General features: G+C 73.3%; 20 protein-coding genes and 2 pseudogenes. 17 read left to right on the top strand and 5 right to left on the bottom strand.

The annotated features are described in order from the left end of the window. From OO47_RS31145 to OO47_RS31110, 8 genes and pseudogenes are all read left to right on the top strand, one after another. Positions 1–2,710 (top strand): alpha/beta fold hydrolase (locus OO47_RS31145; RefSeq protein WP_030222637.1); only part of this gene is annotated, 2,710 nt, incomplete at its 5' end. 126 nt (positions 2,711–2,836) lie between these two features. Then, positions 2,837–3,046: an MbtH family protein gene (locus OO47_RS31140; protein WP_030222635.1), complete on the top strand. Its 210-nt coding sequence runs from the start codon at positions 2,837–2,839 to the stop codon at positions 3,044–3,046. A gap of 34 nt (positions 3,047–3,080) precedes the next feature. Next, positions 3,081–3,335, top strand: coding sequence for an acyl carrier protein (locus tag OO47_RS31135; protein WP_030222632.1), 255 nt, complete (start codon positions 3,081–3,083; stop codon positions 3,333–3,335). Then, positions 3,332–4,684 carry a beta-ketoacyl-[acyl-carrier-protein] synthase family protein gene (locus tag OO47_RS31130; protein ID WP_078490083.1) on the top strand — a complete coding sequence of 451 codons (1,353 nt, stop codon included), beginning with the start codon at positions 3,332–3,334 and terminating at the stop codon, positions 4,682–4,684. Before OO47_RS31135 ends, OO47_RS31130 begins: the two co-directional genes overlap by 4 nt. Then, entirely contained in the window at positions 4,681–5,754 is a 1,074-nt protein-coding gene (locus tag OO47_RS31125; RefSeq protein ID WP_030222627.1) for a beta-ketoacyl synthase N-terminal-like domain-containing protein, read from the top strand. The genes OO47_RS31130 and OO47_RS31125 overlap by 4 nt, the downstream gene beginning before the upstream one ends. Further along, a complete protein-coding gene (gene fabG, locus OO47_RS31120) occupies positions 5,751–6,503 on the top strand; it encodes a 3-oxoacyl-[acyl-carrier-protein] reductase (RefSeq protein WP_030222624.1) in 753 nt (250 codons plus the stop codon). The genes OO47_RS31125 and fabG overlap by 4 nt, the downstream gene beginning before the upstream one ends. Further along, complete coding sequence (locus OO47_RS31115) at positions 6,500–7,303, top strand: 4'-phosphopantetheinyl transferase family protein (protein WP_051716394.1); 804 nt, start codon at positions 6,500–6,502, stop codon at positions 7,301–7,303. Before fabG ends, OO47_RS31115 begins: the two co-directional genes overlap by 4 nt. Beyond that, positions 7,300–8,301: pseudogene (locus tag OO47_RS31110) on the top strand (hydroxyacid dehydrogenase); the annotation flags it as partial. The gene OO47_RS31115 and the pseudogene OO47_RS31110, both read left to right, overlap by 4 nt. Positions 8,302–8,498: 197 nt before the next feature. Here the strand turns inward: OO47_RS31110 and OO47_RS31105 are convergent. Further along, the gene (locus OO47_RS31105; RefSeq protein ID WP_234323357.1) at positions 8,499–9,536 is read right to left on the bottom strand and encodes a LuxR C-terminal-related transcriptional regulator; all 1,038 of its coding nucleotides are present in this window, start codon (positions 9,534–9,536) and stop codon (positions 8,499–8,501) included. Between the two features lie 164 nt (positions 9,537–9,700). Between OO47_RS31105 and OO47_RS31100 the strand changes: the two genes are divergently transcribed. From OO47_RS31100 to OO47_RS31070, 7 genes are all read left to right on the top strand, one after another. Continuing rightward, positions 9,701–10,072, top strand: a complete 372-nt coding sequence (locus tag OO47_RS31100; RefSeq protein WP_030222611.1) for a hypothetical protein — start codon at positions 9,701–9,703, stop codon at positions 10,070–10,072. A gap of 86 nt (positions 10,073–10,158) precedes the next feature. Continuing rightward, the gene (locus OO47_RS31095; protein WP_030222608.1) at positions 10,159–10,386 is read left to right on the top strand and encodes a hypothetical protein; all 228 of its coding nucleotides are present in this window, start codon (positions 10,159–10,161) and stop codon (positions 10,384–10,386) included. A 2-nt stretch (positions 10,387–10,388) separates the two neighbouring features. Next, on the top strand, positions 10,389–10,667 hold the full coding sequence (locus tag OO47_RS31090; protein ID WP_030222604.1) for a chorismate mutase: 279 nt from the start codon (positions 10,389–10,391) through the stop codon (positions 10,665–10,667). Between the two features lie 663 nt (positions 10,668–11,330). Further along, complete coding sequence (locus tag OO47_RS31085) at positions 11,331–15,446, top strand: non-ribosomal peptide synthetase (protein WP_051716392.1); 4,116 nt, start codon at positions 11,331–11,333, stop codon at positions 15,444–15,446. Then, a complete protein-coding gene (locus tag OO47_RS31080) occupies positions 15,446–16,273 on the top strand; it encodes an SDR family NAD(P)-dependent oxidoreductase (protein ID WP_063831957.1) in 828 nt (275 codons plus the stop codon). Before OO47_RS31085 ends, OO47_RS31080 begins: the two co-directional genes overlap by 1 nt. After that, positions 16,270–17,325, top strand: coding sequence for a 3-oxoacyl-ACP synthase III family protein (locus OO47_RS31075; protein WP_030222593.1), 1,056 nt, complete (start codon positions 16,270–16,272; stop codon positions 17,323–17,325). Before OO47_RS31080 ends, OO47_RS31075 begins: the two co-directional genes overlap by 4 nt. 10 nt (positions 17,326–17,335) lie before the next feature. Next, complete coding sequence (locus OO47_RS31070; RefSeq protein ID WP_030222589.1) at positions 17,336–18,298, top strand: zinc-binding dehydrogenase; 963 nt, start codon at positions 17,336–17,338, stop codon at positions 18,296–18,298. A 277-nt stretch (positions 18,299–18,575) separates the two neighbouring features. On the opposite strand, the gene OO47_RS34290 is transcribed toward OO47_RS31070, so the two are convergent. Further along, a complete protein-coding gene (locus tag OO47_RS34290) occupies positions 18,576–19,010 on the bottom strand; it encodes a hypothetical protein (RefSeq protein ID WP_158708731.1) in 435 nt (144 codons plus the stop codon). A 770-nt stretch (positions 19,011–19,780) separates the two neighbouring features. Between OO47_RS34290 and OO47_RS31055 the strand changes: the two genes are divergently transcribed. Continuing rightward, complete coding sequence (locus tag OO47_RS31055; protein ID WP_030222583.1) at positions 19,781–20,056, top strand: hypothetical protein; 276 nt, start codon at positions 19,781–19,783, stop codon at positions 20,054–20,056. Beyond that, positions 20,053–20,460, top strand: a complete 408-nt coding sequence (locus tag OO47_RS31050) for a PIN domain-containing protein (RefSeq protein WP_030222579.1) — start codon at positions 20,053–20,055, stop codon at positions 20,458–20,460. Before OO47_RS31055 ends, OO47_RS31050 begins: the two co-directional genes overlap by 4 nt. A gap of 13 nt (positions 20,461–20,473) precedes the next feature. On the opposite strand, the gene OO47_RS31045 is transcribed toward OO47_RS31050, so the two are convergent. The 3 genes and pseudogenes from OO47_RS31045 to OO47_RS36610 all read right to left on the bottom strand — a co-directional run. Continuing rightward, the gene (locus OO47_RS31045; protein ID WP_030222576.1) at positions 20,474–23,626 is read right to left on the bottom strand and encodes a type I restriction endonuclease subunit R; all 3,153 of its coding nucleotides are present in this window, start codon (positions 23,624–23,626) and stop codon (positions 20,474–20,476) included. Then, a complete protein-coding gene (locus tag OO47_RS37485; RefSeq protein ID WP_199812365.1) occupies positions 23,626–23,922 on the bottom strand; it encodes a restriction endonuclease subunit S domain-containing protein in 297 nt (98 codons plus the stop codon). The genes OO47_RS31045 and OO47_RS37485 overlap by 1 nt, the downstream gene beginning before the upstream one ends. A 126-nt stretch (positions 23,923–24,048) precedes the next feature. Continuing rightward, positions 24,049–24,135 (bottom strand): annotated as a pseudogene (locus tag OO47_RS36610) (IS5/IS1182 family transposase); the annotation flags it as partial.

The raw sequence follows: 24,135 nt of genomic DNA, 5'->3' as shown, positions 1-24,135 counted from the left end.
GATCCGCGGCCACCGCATCGAACTCGGCGAGGTCGAAACCGCCCTGCGCCGCCTGCCCGGCATCACCGACGCCGCCGCCACCGTCCACCACGGACGCCTCGTCGGCTACCTCATCGGCACCACCGAGGACCCGCGCACGGCGCTCGGCGCGCTCCTGCCGGACTACATGGTGCCGAGCGCGCTGCTCACCCTGGACGCGCTGCCGCTCACCCCGAACGGCAAGGTCGACCGCAAGGCACTGCCCGCCCCCGACCCCTCGGCGCACACCACGGGCCCCGCGCGGAAGCCCCGCACCGAGGCCGAGCGCGTCCTGGGCGAGGTCTTCGCGACCGTGCTGGGCCTGCCCGCCGTCGGCATCGACGACAGCTTCTTCGACCTGGGCGGCGACAGCATCCGCTCCATCGAGGTCGTGGCCGGCGCCCGGCGGGCCGGGCTGCGGGTCACCGCGGCCGACGTCTTCACCCACAAGACGGTGGCCGCGCTCGCCGCGGCCGTCGACGAGGCCGAGCCGGTCGAGACCGTCGGCACCGACGACGGCGTGGGCGCCTTCGCCCCCACCCCCGTCGTGCTGCGGCTCCTCGAAGGGGGCGGCCCGATCGACGGGTTCAACCAGTCCGTCGTCCTCACCACCCCCGCGGACCTGGACCTGGAGCGGCTCACCGGCGCGCTCCAGCGGGTCGTCGACCACCACGACGCGCTGCGGCTGCGGCTGACCGGCGGGAGCGCCGCCGACTGGCGGCTCGTGGTCGGTGAGCCGGGCACCGTCCCGGTCGCCCCGCTGGTGGCCCGCGTCGACGCCTCGCACCGCGCGTACGAGGACGAGACGCTGCTGCGGCGGGCGGTCGCCGCCCAGTCGGAGGCCGCGCGCGACCGGCTCGCCCCGCGCGAGGGGACCGTCCTGCAGGCCGTGTGGATCGACCGCGGGGCCGAGCGTCCCGGCCGGCTGGTCCTGATGCTGCACCACCTGGTGGTGGACGGCGTCTCCTGGCGGGTGCTGCTGCCCGACCTGCTCGCCGCGTACGAGCGGCCCGGCGCGGCGCTCGACCCGGTCGGCACCTCCCTGCGCCACTGGGCCGGCCTCCTGCGCGGGCAGGTTGCCGCCCGCGCAGGCGAACTCCCGTACTGGACGAAGCTGCTGGACCGCGAGGAGCGGCCGGTCGGGGCGCGGGCCCTGGACCCGGCCCGGGACACGTACGCCACCGCCCGCACGCTGCGGCTCGCCCTGCCGGCCGAGCACACCGGTCCGCTCCTGGAGCACGGCCCGTCCGCCTTCCACGCGGAGGTCCAGGACGTGCTGCTGGCCGGCCTCGGCCTCGCGGTCGCCGAGTGGCGCGGCCGGAGCCTGCTGGTCGAGGTCGAGTCGCACGGGCGCGAGCAGTCGGGCGAGGGCGTCGACCTGTCCCGGACGGTCGGCTGGTTCACCAGCACCCATCCGGTGCTGCTGCGGGCCGCCCCGCTCGGCGCCGAACAGGCCGTCAAGGAGATGCGCGAGCAGCTCTCGGCCCTCGCGGACCACGGACTGGGCCACGGCGTCCTGCGCCACCTGGGCGACGGTCCTTCCGCGCTGCCCGCGCGCGATCCGCAGCTCGGCTTCAACTACCTGGGCCGGTTCGCCGCGGTGGAGTCGTACGACGGCGGCTGGGCGGCCGCTCCCGAGGCCCGGGAGGGCTTCGCGGCGACGTCCGGCGGGATGCCGCTGGGCCACACCGTGGAGGTGGACGCCCTGGTCGAGGACGGCCCCGACGGGCCGGTCCTGGTGGCCACCTGGACGTGGGCGGGACAGCTCCTCGCCCCGGACGACGCGGGCGCCCTGGCCGAGGGCTGGTTCCGGGCGCTGCGCGCGCTGGCCGAGCGGGCCGGCGAACTCGCCGCGACCCGGCCGGCCGACGGCGGGACGGCCGGGCGGCGGCCCGCGCTGCTCACCGAGGCGTTCGAGACGCTGCTGCCCATCCGGCCGGACGGCAGCCGCGAGCCGCTGTTCTTCCTGCACGGCGGCGTGGGCCTCAGCTGGCCCTACCTGGGGCTCGCCGAGCACCTGGCGAAGGAATTCCCGGTCTATGGTTTCCAGACGTCCGGAATCATTTCGGAAGCACCGCTTCCGACGAGCATCCCGGAAATGGCGGAAGAATACGTCCGCAGAATTCTGGAAATTCAGCCCACCGGGCCTTACCATCTTCTCGGCTGGTCCTTCGGCGGACTCCTCGCCCACGCGGCGGCCACCCGCCTCGAAGGACTCGGGCACCGGGTCGCGCTCCTCGTGAACCTCGACGGCTACCCGGTCCCGGAGCCCGACGGCATCCCGGACGACCGGGCGCTGCTCGCCAAGATCCTGGAGTACTGCGGGTACGACGCGGCGGCGTTCGCCGGCGGCGAGCCCACCCTCTCCGAGGTCCTGGAGCTGTTCCGGCGGGACGCCAACCCGCTGGCCGGCCTCGACGAGGAGCAGCTCGCCCGGCTGCTGCGGATCGTGCGCAACCACGCGGTGCTCAGCGCCGAGTTCGCGCCGGACCGCTTCGGCGGGGACGTGCTCTTCCTGTCGGCCGCCGAGGGCACCGCGCAGGACTCCCCGACGGTCGCCGTGTGGGAGCCGCACGTCGGCGGCCGGATCACCCACCACAGCATCGCCTCCGACCACGACGGAATGATGCGGCCCGCACCGCAGCGGGCGATCGGCCGGATCATCGCCGCCCACCTCGACACCCTGCGCTGACCGGCGCGCGGGGGAATCCGCCGGAATCCCGGCGGATTCCCCCGCGGCCCCCGAGAAAGCAGGCCGCGGAATCCCGAACGGGTCGGGCCGCGGAATCCCGGACGTACACACCGAGGAAGAGAAACCATGAAGAACAACCCGTTCGACGACGACAGCGGCACCTTCCTGGTGCTGGTCAACGACGAGGGGCAGCACTGCCTCTGGCCCGAGTTCGCCGCCGTACCGGACGGCTGGACCACCGTCCTCCCCGCCGGCCCCCGCGAGGCCGCGCTCGCCCACATCGAGCGCACCTGGACCGACATGCGCCCCGCTTCCCTCATCCGCAACGCCGCCTGAGAACCAGGCCGTACCGACCCGAGAGGCAACCGCCATGACTGCGAACACCGTGGACGTCACGGCCGTACGGGCCATCATCGTCGACATCCTGGAGCTGGAGGACGACGAGCTCACGGCCACCAGCCTGTTCATCGAGGACCACGGCGCCGACTCCCTGGGCGCCATCGAGATCCTCTCCCGCATCGAGAAGGAGCTCGGCGTCGTCATCCCCCAGGACGACCTCGCCAAGCTGGTCAACCTGGAGGCCGTCCTCGGCGTCCTCGCCACCGCCGAACGGCGCCGGCCGTGAGCGCCGACCGCACGGCGCCGGCCGGGGGCGCCGCACGTACGGAGCCGGCCGGGAGCGCCGCCCGCACGGAACCGGCGGGGAGCACCGCACGTACGGCGGCCGCCCGCCCCGTCGCGGAGCCGCGCCGCGTCGTCCTCACCGGCTGCGGCGCGCTCTCCAGCATCGGCGACGGGGTCGCGGAGTTCACCGAGGGCCTGCGGGCCGGGCGGGTCGGCACCGGGGACATCAGCGTCTTCGACACCACCGGCTTCCCCAGCCGCCGCGGCCACCAGGTCAACGGCTTCGACGCCGCCGCCCGGCTCCACCGCCTCGAGCCCGAACGGACCGGCCGCGCCACCCAGTTCGCCGCCGCCGCGGCCCGGATGGCGCTCGACGACGCCGGGCTCGACGAGGAGTGGCTGCGGGCCCGGCGCGGCACCGTCGTCGTCGGCACCACCGACGGCGAGGTCGGCGAGCTGGACCTGCTCACCGAGTCCGCGCTCGCCCTCGGTCTCGCCGCCTTCACCGGCGCGTCGCTGAGCCGCACCGCCACCGGCGGCCTCGCGCTCGGCGTCGTCCGCGAACTCGGCCTGTCCGACGTGGAGCCGTCCACCGTCGCCACCGCCTGCGCCGCCGGCAACTACGCGATCGGCGCCGGCTTCGACGCCATCCGCGCCGGCCGCGCCGAATGGGCCCTCGTCGGCGGCGCCGACGCCCTCAACCGCAAGACCTTCGCGGGCTTCGCCCGGCTCGGCCTCATCGCCCCCGACGAGTGCCGCCCCTTCGACACCGACCGGATGGGGCTGCTCACCGGCGAGGGCGCGGGCCTGCTCCTCCTGGAGTCCGAGGAGTCCGCGCGCGCCCGCGGCGCGGAGATCTACGCCGAGGTCCTCGGCTACGGCATCAACTGCGACGCCTCGCACCCCACGGCACCGGAGCGGGACAGCGTCGCCCGCTGCATCCGGCTCGCCCTGGAGAACGCGTCCGTCAAACCGGAGGAGGTCGACCTGATCTCCGCGCACGGCACCGGCACCCCCACCAACGACACCACCGAGATCGCGGCCATCCGCGAGGTCTACGGCGACCGTCCGCCGCGCACCGTCGGCGTCAAGGCGATGATCGGGCACACCATGGGGGCCGCCAGCGCCCTCGGCGCCATCGCCTCGGCGCTCGCCATCCGGCACGGCTTCGTCCCGCCGACGGCCAACCACCGGACCACCGACCCGGACTGCCCGGTCGACGTCGTACCGAACGCCTCCGTCCCGGCCGACGTGCGGATCGTGCAGAACAACGGCCTCGCGTTCGGCGGCAACAACGCCGTCGTCCTGCTCGGCCGCCACGACAGCCCCCGAGGGGAGTACGCCCGATGAGCACCGCGGTCATCACCGCATGGTCGGCCGTGTCGCCGTACGGCACGGGCCGCGCCCCGCTCGCCGCCGCGCTGCGCGCCCGCACCGCCGCGCCCGAGTCCGCCGGTCCCGAGGAGTGGACCTCGGACCCGGAGACGACCGCCCGCGTCGTGCCCGGCTTCGAGGTCCGCGACGCGCTGGGCAAGGCCGGCACCCGCGGCATGGACCGGCTCACCGGCCTCACCGCGGTGACCGTCCGGGAGCTGCTGGCCGGCACCGGGCCGGTGGGCGAGGACGAGGAGCTGGGCACCGGCCTCGTCCTCGGCATCGCCTCCGGCAGCGTCCAGGGGTTCATGGAGTTCACCAAGTCCTCCCTCGAAGGCGCCAGCCCCATCGACGTGTCGCCGTCGAAGACCCCCAACATGGCGATGAACCGGGCCGCCTCGGCGAGCGCGATCCGCCACCGCCTCAAGGGCCCCAACACCACCGTGGCGGCCGGCCGGCTCTCCGGCCTCGTCGCGCTCGACCAGGCGCGCCGGCTGCTCGCCGACGGGCGCGCCGAGCGGGTCCTCGCCGGCTCCGCCGAGGAGTACTCGGCGACCCGCGCGCACCTGACGCGCGCGGCGCACGGCGCTGGCACCGTCCTCGGCGAGGGCTGCGTGATGGTCCTGCTCGAACCCGTCGGCACCGCGACCGGCACCCCGCTCGCCGAGGTCCTCGCGGTCCACCACCGGGTCGCGCCGGACGGCGACTTCGCCGGCGCGCTCGCGGCCGCCGTCGACGCGGCGCTCGCCGAGGCGGGCACCACCGCGGCCGGCGTCTGGGCGGCCGTGCCCTCCGAGGCCCCCGGCACCGCCGGCGACCAGGAGCGCCGGGTGCACGAGGAGCTGTTCCCCGCGGCGGCCCGGGACCGGGCGGCGTCCGTGGCGCTGCTCGGCGAGACGGCCGCGGCGACCGGGGCGTACCAGCTCGCGGCGCTCCTGTCGGAGCCCGGCGCGCCGGGCCGGATCGCGCTGCTCACCGCCGCCGACCCGGACGGCCCGGTGGGCTGCGCCGTGCTGCGGCTGCTGACGGACGGAGCGGCCGGATGAGCGGCGGCACGGCGGCCGGTCCCCGGCCCGTCGCGCTGATCAGCGGCGGCTCGCGCGGCATCGGCCGGGCGGTGGCCCTGCGCCTCGCCCGGGACGGGCACGACGTCTCGTTCTGCTACCGCGGCAACGAACAGGCCGCCGCACTCCTGGAGAAGGAGCTCGACGGCCTAGGCGCCCGGGCGCTCGCCCGGCGGGTCGACGTCTCCGACGCCGCGTCCGTGCGGGACTGGGTGGAGGAGACCGAGGCGGACTTCGGCCCGGTGGCGGTCGCCGTCACCTCGGCCGGCGTCACCCGGGACAAGCCGCTGCTGATGATGGCCGACGGCGACTGGCACGACGTCATGGACACCAACCTCGACGGCGTCTACCACGTCTGCCGGTCCGTGGTCTTCCCGATGATGAAGCGCCGGGCGGGCAGCATCGTCACCGTCGCCTCCGTGTCCGGCCTGTACGGCAACGCCGGGCAGACCAACTACGCGGCGTCCAAGGCCGGCATCATCGCCTTCTCGCGCTCCCTCGCGAAGGAGGTCGGCCGGCGCGGCATCCGGGTCAACGCGGTCGCCCCGGGCCTCATCGACACCGACATGTCCGCCGCCCTCGACGAGCAGGTCAGGGCGCAGGTCGCCGACCGCACCGCGCTCGGAAGGACCGGGCTCGCCACGGAGGTCGCCGAGGTCGCCGCCTTCCTGGCCTCGGACCGCGCCTCGTACGTCACCGGCGCCGTGCTGCCCGTGGACGGCGGGCTGTGACCGCCGGGACCGCGGGGCCGGTCCCGGCGCTGCGGCCCGGCACCTGCCAGCTGTGGTGGGCGTCGGCCCGCGACGCCCACCCGCTGCTGCGCGGCCTCCTCGACGACGCCGCGCGGGAGCGCGCGGACCGGCTGCGGCAGCCCGCCGCCCGGGCCCTGCACCTCACCGCGCACGCCCTGGCCCGCACCGTGGCCGGTGCCCATCTCGGCGTCCCCGCCGGGGAGTTGGAGCTGACCGCCACCTGCAAGCGGTGCGGCGGCCCGCACGGGAAGCCCAGGCCGCGGGGGCCGCTCGGGCTCTCCTGGTCGCACTCCGGGGACCGGGTGGTGGTGGCCGTCGCGGCCGGCGCCGAGATCGGCGTGGACGTCGAGCGGATCGCCCCGTTCGCCGGGGAGACCGCGGACCGGGTGCTGTGCGGGCCGGAGCGCGCCGTCCTCGCGGGGCTCCCGGAGTCCCGCCGCCCGGCGGGCTTCGTGCGCTACTGGACGCGCAAGGAGGCCCTGCTCAAGGCGACCGGCGACGGACTGTCCGTCCCGCCGGAGCTGCTGCACGTCACGGCGCCCGACGCCCGGCCCCGGCTGCTGTCGTGGTCGGGCCCGGCGCGCCCGGGGCTCCCCCTGCACCTGTACGACCTCGACGCGGGCGCCGGCCACCTGGCCGCGCTCGCCTCCCTGGGCGCCCCGGTGCGCCCGGTCCCGTTCGACGGGTCCGCCCTGCTCGCCGCGGCCGTCGCGGCGGCCGCCTCCGGCACCTTCCGAGACCTCACCCCCTTCCCGCAGGAAAGGCCAGTCGCCCCATGAGTCAGTACGTCGTCCTCATCGCCGACGCGCTCAGCCCGCAGGCCGCGGAACTCCTCGCCCGGAACCCCGCGGTCGAGGTGCGGCACGTCGACGGCACCGACCGGGCGGCGCTGCTCGCCGCGCTGCCCGGCGCCGACGCGGTCCTGGTGCGCTCCGCGACCCGCGTCGACGCCGAGGCCCTGGCGGCGGCGCCGCGGCTGAAGGCGGTGGCGCGGGCCGGGGTCGGCCTGGACAACGTGGACGTCGCGGCGGCCACCGCCGCGGGCGTGCTCGTCGCCAACGCCCCCGCCTCCAACGTCGTCAGCGCCGCCGAGCACGCGGTCGCGCTGCTCCTGGCCCTCGCCCGGCACGTCCCGCGCGCGGACGCCGCGCTCCGGGAGGGGCGGTGGGAGCGCGCGTCGTTCACGGGCGTGGAGCTCGCGGGCAAGACGGCGGGCGTCCTCGGCCTGGGCCGGATCGGCTCGCTGGTGGCGCGCCGGCTGGCCGCGTTCGACATGGAGGTCGTGGCGTACGACCCGTACGCGGACGAGGAGCACGCCCGCGCCCTCGGCGTGCGGCTGACCGGGCTCGACGAGCTGCTCGCGCGGGCCCGGTTCCTCACCGTGCACCTGCCGCTGACCGCGGCCACGAAGGGGCTGGTCGGGGCGGACGCACTGCGCCGCGTCCGCCCCGACCTGCGGATCGTGAACGCGGCGCGCGGCGGGATCGTCGACGAGGACGCGCTGTACGCGGCGCTGGTGGAGGGCCGGGTCGCGGGCGCCGCCCTCGACGTGTACGAGCGGGAGCCCTGCACGGACTCCCCGCTGTTCGGGCTGGACAACGTCGTCGTCACCCCGCACCTGGGGGCGAGCACTCCCGAGGCGCAGGAGCGGGCCGGCACCCAGGCCGCCGAGTCGGTCCTGCTGGCACTCGCCGGAATGCCGGTCCCGGACGCGGTCAACACCCCGCTCCCCGCCGCACCGGAGCCGGTCGCGGTGCCACTCGCCACCGCGCCGAAGCCGGTCGCGGTGCCACTCGCCACCGGACCGGAGCCGGTCGCCGTATCGCTCCCCGCCGCACCGGAGCCGGTCGCGGTCGTCGGGCCGTTCGCCGCCGTGCCCGGACCGGTCGCGGCGGCCGGCACAGCGGCCGGCAGCGCCGAAGCGCCCGTGCCCGCCCGATGACGGTGGGGGGCAGCGCCGCGCGCGGGACGGCCTCAGGCGTCGGCGGCCGGTGTGCCGGCCGCCGCTCCGGCGTCCCCGCGGGGTTCCGCCCCGGCGGGGACGCCGGTGTGCGCGGCGCCGCTCCCCAGCCAGCCGCGCTCCATCGCCAGCGCGCCCGCCTGGTAGCGGCTGCGGGCGCCCAGGCGCGCCATCAGGTCGGCCGTGATGCGGCGGCCGGTGCGCACCGAGACGCCCAGCTTGCGGGCGACGACGTCGTCGGTGTGCCCTTCGAAGAGCAGGTCGAGGACGGCCTGTTCCTGACGGGTGAGCCCGTGCGCGTCCGCCGTCTCGACCCTGCTGCCGCCGAGCGGCTCCGCGCGCGCCCAGGTCTGCCGGAAGAGGGAGACCAGGGCGGTGACGACGCCGGCGCCGCGCAGGATCAGCACGCCGCGGGCGGCGGCCTCCGGGTCGATGGGCACGATGGCGACCCGGCGGTCGAAGATGATCATGCGGGGTGGGAGCTGGGGCAGGACCCGCACCTCGCCCCCGATGTCGTGCAGCCAGCGCGCGTAGTTGAGGGTGGTCGGATCGTTGCGCACCGAGTCCAGGTAGACGTAGCGGACCCGCACCCCGCGCTCCACCGCGGCCCGGTCCAGCGGGCGGGCCGCCTCCAGGGCCGCCTCGGTCTGGGCGCCGCCCGGGGCGAACACCTCGACGCTGCTCTCGGCGCTCTGCGCCAGCCGCTCGATCTGCGAGTTGATGGCGTCGAGGCCGGTGTAGCGGCGGACCTCGTCGGTCTGCGCCTCGCTGTCGTCGTCGTACTCGGTGAGCATCTGCGTGATGGCCAGACGGGTGGCGGCGACGGCCTGCTGGTGCTGGGCGAGCTCCCGCTCCTGGCGCTGGAGGAGACCGGCCAGGCCGAACTCCGGGTTGACGAGGCGCACCTTTCCCCGCTCCTCGGAGGAGTCCCGCACCAGGGTGAGTTCGGCCAGTCTGTCGAGGGTGCGCCGGGCGCGCTCGACGGTCCAGTCGAGCCCCTCGGCGATCTCCGCCACCCCTGCTCTGGGCCGCTTCAGAAGAATGCGGTACACGGCTTCGGCATCCGCATCCAGACCCAGTTGTCCCATCGCTCGACTCCCCCCGAAGTTCCCCCGACAACTGCGCGAAGTACACCGCAGCCACTTCAACTATCCCAGCCCGTTTCGAGCCAGGGCAACCTTACTCAGGGGTACACGAGCTGGTTCACTGGATATTCGTGGAGGCGCAACTCATGTACCTGGTGACGACCACCGTTCCCGTCGGAGCACTGCCCGGCGGGACCCCCCTGATCGACCGGATCCGCCGTACCGCACGGCCCGAGGACTGTCTGGAACACGTCCATGTGCTCCGGGCGCCGGACGGTGCGACGCATCTGACGCTCTTCCTCGGCCATCCCGACGGCGAGGAGACCGAGTTGGCGGCGGCCCGTCTGGTGGCCCGCGCCCTGCCCTCGGCGGCCGGCTCGGCGCTCCGCTGGGAACCCGCCCGTCCGCTCGTGAGCGCCCTGGAGGAGCTCGGCGCGGGGGCCGGAAATCGTCGGCATGACAGGGAGTTGCCATCACAGGACCCTGACAATCGTCAGTGCTGACTGGGACTCGTGACGAGTGTGAGGATCGGATCACCGAGAACGACCACCACCTCCACCGACATGAGACAGCCGAGGAGACGAGACGCATGCGCGCCATCCCCCACCCCACCGTGAAGCCGGCCACCCGCAGAGTCGCCACCGTGGCCTTAATCGCTCTCGCGGCCGTCGCGACGGCACCGTCGGCCATGGCCACGGAGTCCCCCGCGGGCCGGACGATCTCGACCACGGCGAAGACCATCGGGGACGCCACCAAGGAGACCCGCAAGGCCGTGGTCGACCTGCTCACCCCGCTCGGCCACACCTGGGGCAACTGACCATGACGACGCGGACCGAGCCGACCGCCGCCGCGGAGGTCACCGCCCTGCGCGCCCGCCTCGACGTCGTCGACGCGGAGGTCCGGGCCCTGGTGGCCCGCCGCCTCGAACTCTCCCGCGAGATCCAGCGCGTCCGGCAGTCCGCCGGCGGCGCCCGTACCGACCTCACCCGCGAGATGCGCGTCATCTCCCCCTACACCGAGGCGTACGGGCGGCAGGGGACGGCCATCGCGATGGCCCTCCTGGAGATCTGCCGCGGCACGGGCCACACCGCCCGCTAGGGGGCGCCGGGGAGGCCCCACCCAGCCGGAGGCACCCGTCACGCACCCCCGTGATCCCTCGGGCACGGAGGCGCCCGACACGGAATCCGTGACCCTTCGGACACGGGAACGCCCCACACGCACCCCCTGTGGCCCCTCGGACACGGAGGCGCCCGTCACGCACCCCCCGTGATCCCTCGGGCACGGAGGCGCCCGACACGGACTCCGTGACCCTTCGGACACGGGAACGCCCCACACGCACCCCCTGTGGCCCCTCGGACACGGAGGCGCCCGTCACGGAATCCGTGGCCCTTCGGACACGGGAACGCCCGACACGCATCCCCCGTGGCCCTTCGGACACGGAGGCGCCCCCAGCGGTCGCGTCGCCGTCGGTCGCCCGGCGTGCCACGACTCCCCCTCCGCCTCGCGATCGCACGCACCGGACACCTCCGACCCTGCTCCGAGACACCCCGCCCCTGCCCGAGACACCCCCGCCCCTGCCCCGCCGGGCAGACTCCACCACTTTCCGGACACCCCCGGCCCCGCCCCGAGACCCCCGGCCCCGCCCGAATACCAGGGCCCCACCGGGCGGCCCGCCGCCCGCGCCCCCGCCCGCCGCCCCCGTGCCACGGGACCGAGCGGGAGGGCCGATCCCCCGGCCCTCCTCCCACGAGAGGCTCCGACATGCCCGGTTCACCCGCCGGCTCCCCGCGCCGGCTCCCCCTCACCGAAGGCCAGGCCGGCATCTGGTACGGCCAGCGGCTGGACGTCTCGAAGCTCGCCTACGCCTACGCGGAGTCCCTGGAGCTGCGGGGCCCCCTCGAACCGCCCCTGCTCCAGGAAGCCGTCCGCCGCACCCTCGCCGAGGCGGACGCGCTGCGCACCGACTTCGGTGAGGACGACGACGGGCCCTGGCAGCGGATCGGCGCCCGGCCCGACCCGCCCGTGCCGCTCGTCGACCTCACCGGCGCGCCCGACCCCGACGAGGCGGCGGGGGAGTGGACACGCGCCCGCGTCCACACGCCGCTGGACCCCGCCGCGGGCGAGGTCCAGCGCCACGCGGTGCTCCGCCTCGCCCCCGACCGCCACGTGTGGTTCTGGCAGTTGCACCACATCGTCTCCGACGGCGTCGGATCGCTGCTGCTCGTCCGCCGCGCCGCCGAGGTGTACGGCGCGCTGGCCGCCGGCCGCACCCCGCCCCCCTCCCCCTTCAGCCGCCTCGACGCCCTCGTCGAGGAGGACCGCCGCTACCGCGCCTCGCCCGCCTTCGCCGAGGACCGCCGCCACTGGCGCGACGCCTGCGCGGACCTCGCCGACGTGCCCGGCTTCTCCGACACGGCCCTGCCCCCGGCCGGCGTGCCGCTCCGCGAGACCTGGTACGCGGACGACGGGCTGCGGGAACGGCTCACCTCCTTCGCGCGCGGCCACGGCGTGCCGTGGCCGCGCGTGGTGATCGCCGCGTTCGCCGCGTACACCGGCCTGGTCACCGGCGCGCCCGAGGCCGTGCTCGGGCTGCCGGTGTCCAACCGGCACGGCGGCGCGGCCGCGACCACCCCCGGCATGGTCTCCACCATCGTGCCGCTGCGCGTCCCGTGCGCGCCCGGGGACACCTTCCTCGCCGTGCTCGGACGCGCCTGCGCGGCGATCGACGCCGGCCGCGCCCACCGGCGCTACCGCCTGGAGGACCTCCGCCGCGACCGGCGCGCGCGGCACGGCGACGACCGCGTCTTCGGCCCCACGGCCAACGTCATGTCCCTCGACGCGGACGTGTCGTTCGGCCCCTGCGCCGCCCGGCTGCGCAACCACGCGCCCGGCCCCGTCGAGGACTTCATGCTGGGCGCGTACGCGACGCCCCAGGACCTCACCTTCACCCTCGACGCCAACGCCGCGCTCTACGAACCCGCCGACCTCGCGGGCCACCGGCAGCGGTTCGACTCCTTCCTGCGCCGGGTCCTGGCCTCCCCGGACCGTCCGCTCGACGCCGTCGGCGTCCTCGGCGACGAGGAGCGGCGGGAGCTCGTACGGATCCGTCCGCGCCGCGCCCCGGCCGACGGCGCCGACGGCCCCGCCACCCTCGTCGACGCCTTCCGCGCACAGGCCCGCCGCACCCCCGGCGCCACCGCCGTGACCTGCGGGCCCGACTCCCTGACCTACGCCGAACTGGACGCGCGCGCCGAGCGGCTGGCACGCCTGCTGCGGCGGCGCGGCTGCGGCCCCGGGCTGCTGGTCGGCGTCTGCCTGCCGCCCTCCGCCGACCTGGTGGTCGCGCTCCTCGGCGTCCTCGCGTCGGGCGCCGCGTACCTGCCCGTCGACCCGGAGCACCCGCCGGACCGGATCCGGGCGTTGCTCACCGACGCGCGGCCGGCGCTGCTGCTGAGCACCGCCGACGGACCGCCGCCCCCGGCCGTCCCCGGCCTGCCCGTCCTCCCCGTCCCGGGGCCCGGCGGCCCCGCGCCCGACGCGTCCGCGGACCTCCCCGGGGGACCCGGCCGTCCGCCGGCACCGGACGACGCCGCGTACGTCATCCACACCTCGGGCTCCACCGGGCGCCCCAAGGGCGTCGTCGTGCCGCACCGCAACGTCCTCGACCTGTTCGCCGCCGCCCGCGAGCTCTTCGACCTCCGTGCCGACGACGTGTGGTCCATGGCCCACTCCTTCGCGTTCGACTTCTCCGTCTGGGAGCTGTGGGGACCCCTCCTGCACGGCGGCCGGCTCGTCCTGGTGCCCCCGGACGTCCGCCGCGCGCCCGACCGCCTCCTGCGGCTCCTCGCCGACGAGGGCGTCACCGTGCTGAGCCGGACCCCCTCCGCGTTCCAGCAGCTGACGGACGCGTACCGGGCCGCCCCGCCGACCGCCCCCGGGCCGCCGCTGCGGTACGTCGTGCTCGGCGGCGAGGCGCTCGACTTCCGGAGCCTGGCCGAGTGGTACGCCCTGCACCCCGACGGCGGCCCCGAGCTGGTCAACATGTACGGGATCACCGAGACCACCGTGCACGCCAGCCACCTGGCGCTCGACCCCTCCCGCGCCGCCTCCCGGGGCGGGAGCCTCGTCGGGCGCGCCCTGCCCGGCCTCGGCCTGTACGTCCTCGACACCCGGCTCCGCCCGGTGCCGCCCGGCGTCACCGGGGAGGTGTACGTCGCCGGATCCCAGCTGGCCCGCGGCTACCTGGACCGGCCGGGGCTCACCGCCGAGCGCTTCGTCGCCGACCCGTTCGGCCCGCCCGGCTCCCGCATGTACCGTTCCGGCGACCTCGCCCGCCGCACCCCCGAGGGGCTCCTGCGGTACGAGGGCCGCGCCGACGACCAGGTGAAGGTCCGCGGCTTCCGCGTCGAACCCGGCGAGGTCGAGGCCGCGCTGCGGGCCCTCCCGTCCGTCGCCGCCTGCCGCGTCGTCGTCCGGGAGGACGCCGTCGGCGACACCGTCCTCGCCGCGTACGTCGTGCCCGCCGGCCCGGACGCCCCCGACCCGGTCGCCCTGCGCCGCGCGCTCGCCCTCCGGCTGCCCGCCCACATGGTGCCGGCCACCGTCACCTCCGTCGACCGCATCCCGCTCACCGCCAACGGCAAGCTCGACCGGCGCGCCCTGCCGGAGCCGACCGCCGTCCCGGGCGGCGGCGACGCCCCGGCCACGCCCGCCGAACGCCTGGTCGCGGACGTCTTCCGCGAGGTCCTCGGCGTGCCGGCGGTCGCCGCCCGCGACGACTTCTTCGCCCTGGGCGGCGACTCCTTCAAGGCCGTCCGCGCGGCACGCCGCATCGGCCGGGGCACCGAGGTCCTCGACGTCTTCCAACACCCCACCCCGGCCGCCCTGGCCCTCCGCCTCCGCCACCGCGACATCACCACGGCCCCCCGCATCCTGCGCCGGCTGACCACGGAGGGACAGGAGAACGACGGGGCGGAGGACCGGCCGGCACACGGGCCGGAGGACCGAGCGACGAACCGTCCGGCACACCGGCCGACGAACCGGCCGACGAACCGGCCGACGGACCTGCCGACGGGCCATCCGGCACACCGGCCGGCACACGACCCGGCCCGCGTGCCGGGCCCCGGCGCACCCCCCGCACCGCTCGCCCTCGTCTGCGTCCCCTACGGCGGCGGCACCGCCGCCGCCTACCACCGACTCGCCGCCGCGCTCGGCCCCGCCGTCGCGACCTGGAGCGCGGCCCTGCCCGGCCACGACCCGACGCGACCCGGCGAACCCCTCCTCGGCCTGGACGAGACCGCCGACCTGATCGCCGGGGAGATCTGCCGGACGATCGACGGCCCCTTCGCCGTGTACGGCCACTGCGCCGGCACGGCCCTCGCGGTGGCCGTCGCCCGGCGGACCGAGCGCCGGGGCCGCCGGCCCGAGGCCGTGTACCTCGGCGGCGCGCTGCCCTCCACCGCACCGGAGGCGGAGCTGGAGCACGTCCTCGGCCGGTCGGCCGACGACCTGTACGCGTACATGAAGGCGCTCGGCGGTTTCGACGGCGTCCTCGACGAAGCCGACCTGCGGACCGTCCTCGACGTGCTCCGGCACGACATGACGCAGGGCCTGCGCTTCCAGATCGAGACCGAACGGAACGGCCCGCCGCTCCTGGAGGCCCCGCTCGTCGTCGTCATCGGCGACGAGGACGCCGCCACTCCCGGCTACGCGCACGCCTACGCCGGCTGGAAGCGGTACGCCGCCCACGTCGAGCTGGCCGAGATCCCCGGCGGCGACCACTACTTCGTCACCCACCGGCCGCGCGCGCTCGCCGCGGTCATCACGGACCGCCTCTCCGCGCACCGGCGCCCCGGCGGCCCCCACGAGGAGCGCTGATGTCCCCCACCACGACCGCGCTCGTCACCGGCGGCACCTCCGGCCTCGGCCTCGCCGTCGCCGAACGGCTGCTGGCCTCCGGCGTCGTCCCCGTCCTCCTCGGCCGCGGCGAGGAGCGCGGCCGGGCGGCCCTGGAGACCCTCGGCGGCCGGGCCGTCTTCGTCCCCGGGGACGTGACCCGCCCGGAGGACGTGACCGGGGCGCTGGACGCCGCGGAGCACCGCGGCACCCTCCGCGCGGTCATCAACTGCGCCGGGGTGCCGCACGCGGAGCGCGTCGTCGGCCGCTCGGGGCCGCACTCCCTGGAACGGTTCGCCGAGGTCGTCACCGCCAACCTGGTCGGCACCTTCAACGTCGTCCGGCTGGGGGCCGCGCGCATGGCGGCCAACGAACCCGCCGGCCAGGAGCGCGGCGTCATCGTCAACACCGCCTCCCTCGCCGCCTTCGAGGGCCAGGTCGGGCAGGCCGCGTACGCCGCGTCGAAGGGCGGCGTCGTCTCCATGACGCTGCCGCTCGCCCGCGAACTGGCCGGCTCCCTCATCCGCGTCGTCACCGTCGCCCCCGGCTTCTTCGCGACCCCGGCGGTCGCCGCCGTGCCCGCCGCGGCCCGCGCGGAGCTGGACCGCGACCTGGTGCACCCGCGGCGGTGGGGCGACCCGGACGACTTCGCCGCCCTCGTCGCGCACGTCCTGGACAACCCGATGATCAACGGCGAGACGATCCGCGTCGACGGCGCCGTCCGCATGTCGTCCGGCCTGCGGCACCACGACACGAGGAACACACACCACCGGGAACGGCCCGACACGGGGGAAGCGAGTTCGACATGACGAGGTCCGACGCCAGTACGCACGAGCCCACCGACACCGACACCGGCATCGGCATCGGCATCCGCGCCATAGGCGTCTGCCTGCCGGAGCACGAGGTCACCAACGCGCAGCTGGTCGAGCGCTTCGACACCAGCGACGCCTGGATGCGCGAACGGCTCGGCATCACCGGCCGGCGGGTCGCCGGCCCCGGGGAGCACACCTCGGACCTGGGGCTCGGCGCCTTCGAGGACGCGTGCAAGCGCGCCGGGGTGGAGCCGTCCGACGTCGACCTGCTGATCTGCTGCACGTTCACCCCGGACCACATGGTCCCGGCCGTCGCCACGCTCATCCTGCGCAAGGCCCAGGTCCACGGCGTCCCCGGCTTCGACGTGAACGCGGGCGGCTGCGCGGGCGGCGTGTTCGCCCTGGACGTCGGCCACAAGTACCTGCGGTCGGGGCAGTACGAGCGGGTGGCGGTCGTCGTCGCCGACACGGTGGCCCAGCTGAACGACCCGGACGACCGCACCCAGCACGCGATCTTCGGCGACGGCGCCGCCTGCTACCTCCTGGAACGGTGCGAGGGGAGCCCCGGCATCGGCCGGACGCTGCTCGGCACCGACCCGGAGCGGTACTACACGGCGTACGTCGAGCGCGTCGTGGAGGAGGGCCGGCCGAACCGCTTCAGCGGCGCCAACCTGACCCGCATGGACGCCCGGGGCGTCAAGGACTTCGCCCTCACCGTGGTCCCCGGCTTCGTCGACGACGTCCTCGCGGCGGCGGACACCACCCTCGACGCGGTGGACCTGATCGTCACCCACCAGGCCAACCCGGTGCTCGTACGGGAGCTGGTCCGGCGCCTCGGGCAGCCCGAGGACAAGGCCGTCGTCGTCGCCGACCGGTACGGCAACACCAGCGGCTCCAGCGTCGTCATCGCCCTCGCCGAGGCCGAGCGCACCGGCCGGCTCTCCCCCGGCGACCGGGTCCTCCTGCTCGGCTTCGGCGCCGGCATGAGCTACGGCGGCACCGTCGTCCACTGGTGCGGCGCCGACGACTTCCCGCAGCGGGAGTGGTGACCGCCCCGCCATGTTCGCCGCCTACGCCGCCGAGCTCGGCCTCCCCGACCCCCTGGACGGCCTGCGCCTCGGGGAGCTCCCCGCTCCCCGGCCCCGCCCCGGCTGGAGCCGCGTCACCGTCCGCGCCGCCTCGCTGAACCACCACGACCTGTGGTCGCTGCGCGGCGTCGGCCTCTCCGCCGACCGGCTCCCCATGATCCTCGGCACCGACGCCGCCGGCGTCGACGAGGACGGCAACGAGGTGGTCGTGCACCCCGTCGTCGGCCTCACCGGCCACGGCCTCGCCCCCGGCGAGGCCCGCTCGATCCTCACCGAGAAGTACCAGGGCACCTTCGCCGAGCAGGTCACCGTGCCCACCGGGAACCTCGTCCCCAAGCCCCCCGGACTCTCCTTCGCGGAGGCCGCCTGCCTTCCCACCGCCTGGCTCACCGCGTACCGGATGCTCTTCACCCAGGCCCGCGTCCGTCCCGGCGGCTCGGTCCTCGTGCAGGGTTCCGGCGGCGGCGTCGCCACCGCCGCGATCGCCCTCGCCCGCGCCGCCGGCCTCCGCGTCTACGCCACCGGCCGCGACCCCCGCAGACGCGCCCGCGCCCTCGCCCTCGGCGCCACCGACGCCCTGGAACCCGGCGCCCCCCTCCCCCACCCCGTCGACGCCGTCCTCGAGACCGTCGGCGCCGCCACCTGGTCGCACTCGATCCGCTCCCTGCGCCGCGGCGGCACCCTCGTCCTCTCCGGCGCCACCTCCGGCGACCGCCCCACCACCACCGAACTCACCCGCATCGCCTCCCACGAGCTCAGCGTCGTCGGCTCCACCGTCGCCACCGCCGACGAACTCCGCGCTCTCCTCACCTTCCTCACCACCACCCGCACCCGCCCCACCCTCGACCACACCCTCCCCCTCACCCAGGCCCCCCAAGGCTTCACCCGCATGACCGAAGGCACCCACTTCGGCAAGATCGTCTTCACCCTCTGACCCCACACAAACCCGACACAAACAAACAAAAGGGACCCGCCCCAAAGGACAGGCCTCTCTCACCCGCACGCCTACCGCACCGCAACCACGGCGATACGGCACTCACCACACATCGACCGCCAATGCCTCCGACCCGCCGACCACCACGGTGATCCGGAGCTCCTCCACGCCCGGAACAGCCTCCGCGAGCCCCCTCGGCCGAGCAGTCGCGAAGGCCGCCCCGCATACGGCTGATCCTGCGCAACCCACCGGGAGCCGCTCGCTCCCGACACACCGCTCACATGACGGGGCGGTGGAAGGACGCGTACTCGTCCGCGATGTCGAAGACGCCGGCACAGCGCGGGCATTCCGCACGGCCGAAGAGATGGGCGATCCCGTCGGCGAGCACGGTTTTCCCGTCACGGACGGCAGTCTCGTGCATCCATCGACCGACGCCGGAAAGGCTCCCCGGAGACGCCGGCCCGAGTCCGCGCCGGTCCACGTCACCGAGGTGCCAGTCCCGGATCGCCGAGTAGCGCCCGTGGTCGCCGATGGCGATCGTCACCTCTGCAGCGCAGTGCGGGCAGTCGACCTGGTAGAAGTCATCCGAGAAGTCCCCCAGGGCCGCACTCCAGTGGTACTGCTCCTCCGCCGCGAGCAAGTGGAGGAAAGTCTCGAAGTGGTCGACCGGCCGCGACCGCAGGTGCCGGTCCAGCAGCTCCCGGAACTCCACGATCGCGTCGGCACAGCCCGCCAGCAGGTCGTCGCACCCGTGGCCCCCTGCCGCGCACCGCACGATCGCCCCGGCCGGCCCGCGCGCCCGCGCGCTCCGCGACGCGAGACGCACCAGACGCGGCAGTGCGGCGAAACCGGCGGGGAACACCAGGTCGCCCTCAAGAACCAGCCGGTGATCCAGCTCGTCCCACGCCCCTGCGTCGTCCTCGCGCTCGACACGTGCCAGGAGCTCGGGAACACGATCGTCGTCCCCGCAACAGTCCTACATCAGCGCCCAGTTCACCACATGAGCACTCAACAACCCTGAGGCAGCCGGGGACGACCCCGCGCACGACTCAGCGGACAAACCCCGGCGCCAAGGGGAGGGCGAACCCTCCCCTTCCCGTCCCTTCAGGCCGCCGACAGACGGAGCCCCGCCACTCTTCCGACCTGCGGGTACAACCCGCAGCAAGGAGTCGGCGGGGGTCGGAGCAGACCTGCAACCACGACTGAATCCGCCCTGCCGAGCCAGGGCGGTCGCCACCGCCCCTCGGCGCACCGAGGATCCACTCCTCCAAGGAGTCAGGCACTACACGTTGAAGCGGAACTCCACCACAACCACTCTGACCTGCGGTTATGTGGGCGCATCCCAGCACCATCCCAGCACGGGATTCACTGCCAAGTACGAGAAGATCCAGAAGCGCCAAGACTACGCGTCAACGCCCGCCCCGGATACAGACTGCGCAGCACTCCAGACGCTGTAATAGTTTCTGTACTAGACTTGCTGCCATGAAGTCACCCCGCCCCGGCGGCACGGAGAACATCTCCGTGTCGATGCCCTCTGAACTCCTCGGTGCTCTGCGCACCCGTACCGGTAAGCGCGGCGTGTCCGCGTACGTGACGGCGGCGGTCCGGCATCAGCTCGCCATGGACGGCCTCGCCGAGATCGTGGCCGCCTACGAAGCCGAGCACGAGCCGCTGAGCGAGGCCGAGGTCCAGGCCGCGCAGCGCGAACTATTCGGTGACGCACCGGCGCCCTACGCATCGAACGACAGCGCCGCATGAAGGAACCCGCGGCCAGGTCCCTGGTACTCGACTCCCAGGCACTGTCGCTGCTCCTGCGCAACGACCGCCAGATGATCACCCGGATCGAGGCCGCTCGACGCGTGGGGGTGCCCGTCCTCGTGTCGGCCCTGACGGTGGTGGAGGCCGTCTACGGGAAGACGGACGCCGCTCGGCTGCACTGGGTGCTCTCCCGGCTTCAGGTCCAGGACGTCACCCAGGCGGACAGCCTCACCGCGGTGCAACTGCTGAGCGACGCCGGCGGCCTGCACGGCCACAAGTACGCCATCGACGCCCTCGTCGCCGCGATGGCGCTCCGCTCCCCGGCACCCGTCCTCGTACTCACCTCGGACCGCGATGACTGGTCGAAACTGTGCGGCGACCGCGTACAGATCAAGGACGCCTGACTTCGGCGTCTACTCAGGTTGAACCCACCTGCTGATCGACTGCCGCTTCGTAGAAGGCATCCGCGAGGGCGACGATGATCGCGCTGATGGCCGGTCCGTCGGTGAAGAAGTAGTCAGCCATCGTGTTGTGGGCGTCCTGGTTGTCTGCGACTGCCTCCGTAACGGCAGCTTGGAAGTCCTGTGACTCCAGGAACTGCTTCTTGGAGTTCACCTTGGTTTGCTGTACCAGGTTCGGGTCGGCGAGCAGCCGCTGCACAAGGCCCTGTACGAACTCCCTGATTTGGGAGGCCGCAAACGTCTCGGCACCGAAGAGGTCGTTCATCTTGTCTATGACGACCTGAAGCGCGACGTACTTCGGATCCTTCTTCGCGCCCGTGCCAGCGGCGCTGATTCCCTTCAGTTGTCCGTCGCCCACGAGCGAGATGTCGACCGGGATCGCCTTGGTGTGCTTGACCCCGACCAGCACCACGTCGGAGAGGTCTACGTCGGCCGCCCAAGCGGACTCGGCAATCACCTTCTCCAGCAGACGCAGGAAGATCGAGAGCATCTCCATGTAGGGATCGCCGTAGTCGACGATCTGGGACATGAAGTCGTAGAGCCGTACGTAGGTGGAGACATCCTTTCGGAACAGGTCCAGCTCCTGGAGCTTTACCTTGTCCTTATCCTCGATCGCCCGCGCGTAACGGCGCCGGAAGTCGTGCTGTGCCGGGCTGATCGCTGCCGAGAGCGCGTTGTTGCCCTTCCGGGTCACCCACAGTTCGGCGACCTTGCGGACGTCGTCCTCGGTGTAGATCCCGGCCTGGGCGAGCTTGTTGGCCAGATGGACGACGACATACGGGTCGGTCTCGGTCTCCAGAGTCGCGTTCTTGAAGTACGGCTCGAAGGCCGTCTTGATGTCCTCGGGCTTGTTGGCGAAGTCGATGACGAACGTCTTGCGCTTCTGCTCCCCGCTAGCGGTCCGGTGGGTGCGGTTGAGGCGTGAGAGCGTCTGCACCGCGGTGACCCCTGGCAGCTTCTTGTCGATGTACATCGCCGAGAGCAGGGGCTGGTCGAAGCCGGTCTGGAACTTGTTGGCGACCAGCATGATCTTGTATGTGTCGCCTTTATACGCGGCCGCCAGATCAGCTCCGACGCCGGGGTTCATATTTGCCTCGGTGAACTCGTCGTCCTTCGATGGCTGCGGACCCCAGTCGCTGTGCCAGGTCTCGTCCTCGGGCATCGTCACCCCGCCCGAAAAGGCGACGAGGGTGCGGTAATTGTACGAGGCGTCCTCGGCTCGGCGCTTGGCGATGTAGGCGTCTATCGCCAGCTTGTACTTCACCGCGGACTTGCGTGAGCCAGTGACCACCATTGCCTTCGCCTTGCCTTCAAGGAGGTAGGCGACGTTGGCGTGGAAGTGCTCGACGATGATCTGTACCTTCTGGCTGATGTTCGTCGGGTGTAGCAGCACCCACCTCATCAGCCCCTTGCGGGCGGCGGCCTCCTCGACCTCCTTGCTCCCGTCACCGCTCTCCGCCCTACCCGCGATCTTCAACGCGGTGTCGTAGGACTGGTAGCCCTTAAGGACGTCGAGAATGTATCCCTCTTCGATCGCCTGCTTCATCGAGTACAGGTGGAACTCGCGCGGCTTCCCGTCGGCCCCCTTGCGGCCGAAAAGTTCGAGGGTCTTGCTCTTCGGCGTGGCGGTGAAGGCGAAGTAGGAGATGTTCTCCGACTCGGCTCGCTCGGTCATCTCCGATGCCAGCACCGACTCCACATCGACCTCGCCGCCCTCCTCGATCTCCTTGATCTCCTCGGCTGTCAGCACCTGCTTCAGCTTCGAGGAAATCTGCCCCGACTGGGAAGAGTGCGCCTCATCAGCGATCACGGCGAACCGCTTGCCCTGCAGGCCGGCGTCGGTCCGGATCTCTTCCAGCGCATACGGGAAGGTCTGCACCGTCACCGCGATGATGAGCTCGCCGTTCTTCAACGCCTGTGCCAGCAGACCCGACTTCGACTTCGCGCCGGCCTTGCGGACGTCCTCGGGGCTGATCGTCGCGACAATCTTCTTGTTTCCGTCGATCTGCCGAATCGCATCCTGCAGCTGGGAGTCAAGCACAGTACGGTCCACGACCACGATGACGGAGTCGAAGACCTTCTTGTCGGCGGCATCATGCAGTCGGGCCAGCCCGTGGGCGGTCCAGGCGATGGTGTTTGTCTTGCCTGACCCGGCCGAGTGCTCGATCAGATACCGGCGCCCGACGCCCTCCTCCTTCACTGCGGCGATGATGCTCGTGACGGCCTCCCACTGGTGGAAGCGCGGGAAAAGCATGCTCGTACGCCGCACCGAGGTGCCGGTGGTGACGTCCCACTCTTCTTTGGTCTGCACGATCACCAGCCGCCCGATGATGTTCAGCCAAGCGTGCTTCTCCCAGACGCGTTCCCATAGGTACGACGTCGCCGACCCACCGTCCGCGCCAGGCGGGTTGCCAGCACCGCTGTCGAAGCCGATGTTGAACGGAAGGAAGTGGGTCTTCTCCCCCTCCAGCTTCGTAGTCATGGCCGCCAGGCCGTTGGAGACCGCGAAGTGCACCAGCGCCCGGTGACCGAACGACAGCAGCGGCTCCGGACGCCCGTTCGTCAGCGGTTTACGGTCGTGCTTGTACTGGTTGATCGCCTCGTCCAGCGACTGGGTGAAGTCGGTCTTCAACTCGACCGTGGCCACCGGGAGCCCGTTGATGAAGAACACCATATCGATGGTGCGCTGGTCGGCGGTCGAGAAGTGCACCTGCCGCACCACCCGCACCCGCATCGCCTCGTAATGCGACACGGTGGTCGCGTTGAGAGAGGTTTCAGGGCGGAACTGCGCCATCTTAAACCGGCCGCCACCGATGTATTGAACCCCGTTACGGAGGATGTTCAGCGTCCCGCCGCCATGCTCAAGCGGCTTATCCAAAGCGGCGGTCAGCACGTCAAGGAACTTCGCCTGCGAGCCCGCCGCCTTCAGCGCCTTCTCGTACGCAGGCTTCTGAGTCGCCTTCAGCCACGCGAACAGATCTGCCGGGAACAGCGCTCGCTCGCGGTCGTACTCGCCCCCGTCGTGGTCGTTCATCGAGTACAGCCAGCCGCGTGCCTTGAGGTACTCGCAGATCTCCTTCTCGAAGGCCGCTTCGTTGTGATCAGCCATCACGCCGCCTCCCGTACGTCGATCTGACCCATCACTGCAGCCGTGATCAACGCCGACCGGCGCTCAACGGCCAGATCGATGAATCGCTCCGCCTCCGCGATGAGCGTGTCGATCTTCGCCGTCTGGGCTGCGAGGTCCACAGCCGCACGCGGATGAGTCGGCAAGTTGATGTCAAACCGCGCGAGGTCCTTCATGCCAAGCGTGGGCTGAATACTGTCGCCGCTCGTTGCCAACTCAGCCTGACGCAGGAAGTGATTCGATCCGAGCCAGGCGCACAGTAGTGGCGCCACAGCCACGTCTCTGCAACGAAGCACCGCGACGGCCCTCGCTACATTCGCCCCGGCGAGCCACCGAGGAGCGACCGCAGCTTGCCCCATCTTGCCAACAACACCAAGGAGTACCTCTCCGCCACTGAGCGTTTTTCATCCTCGGTCTGAGCTGGCCAGATGCAGGGTGAGGACGGCTTGAACGAGGGCGGTGATGCGTGTGGTGGAACACCGCAGCTTCCG

This window comes from Streptomyces bikiniensis, from assembly GCF_000716625.1.
GTDB lineage: Bacteria > Actinomycetota > Actinomycetes > Streptomycetales > Streptomycetaceae > Streptomyces > Streptomyces bikiniensis.
Note: the sequence above shows the minus strand (reverse complement) of the source record. Positions and strands in the feature narration are given on the sequence as shown.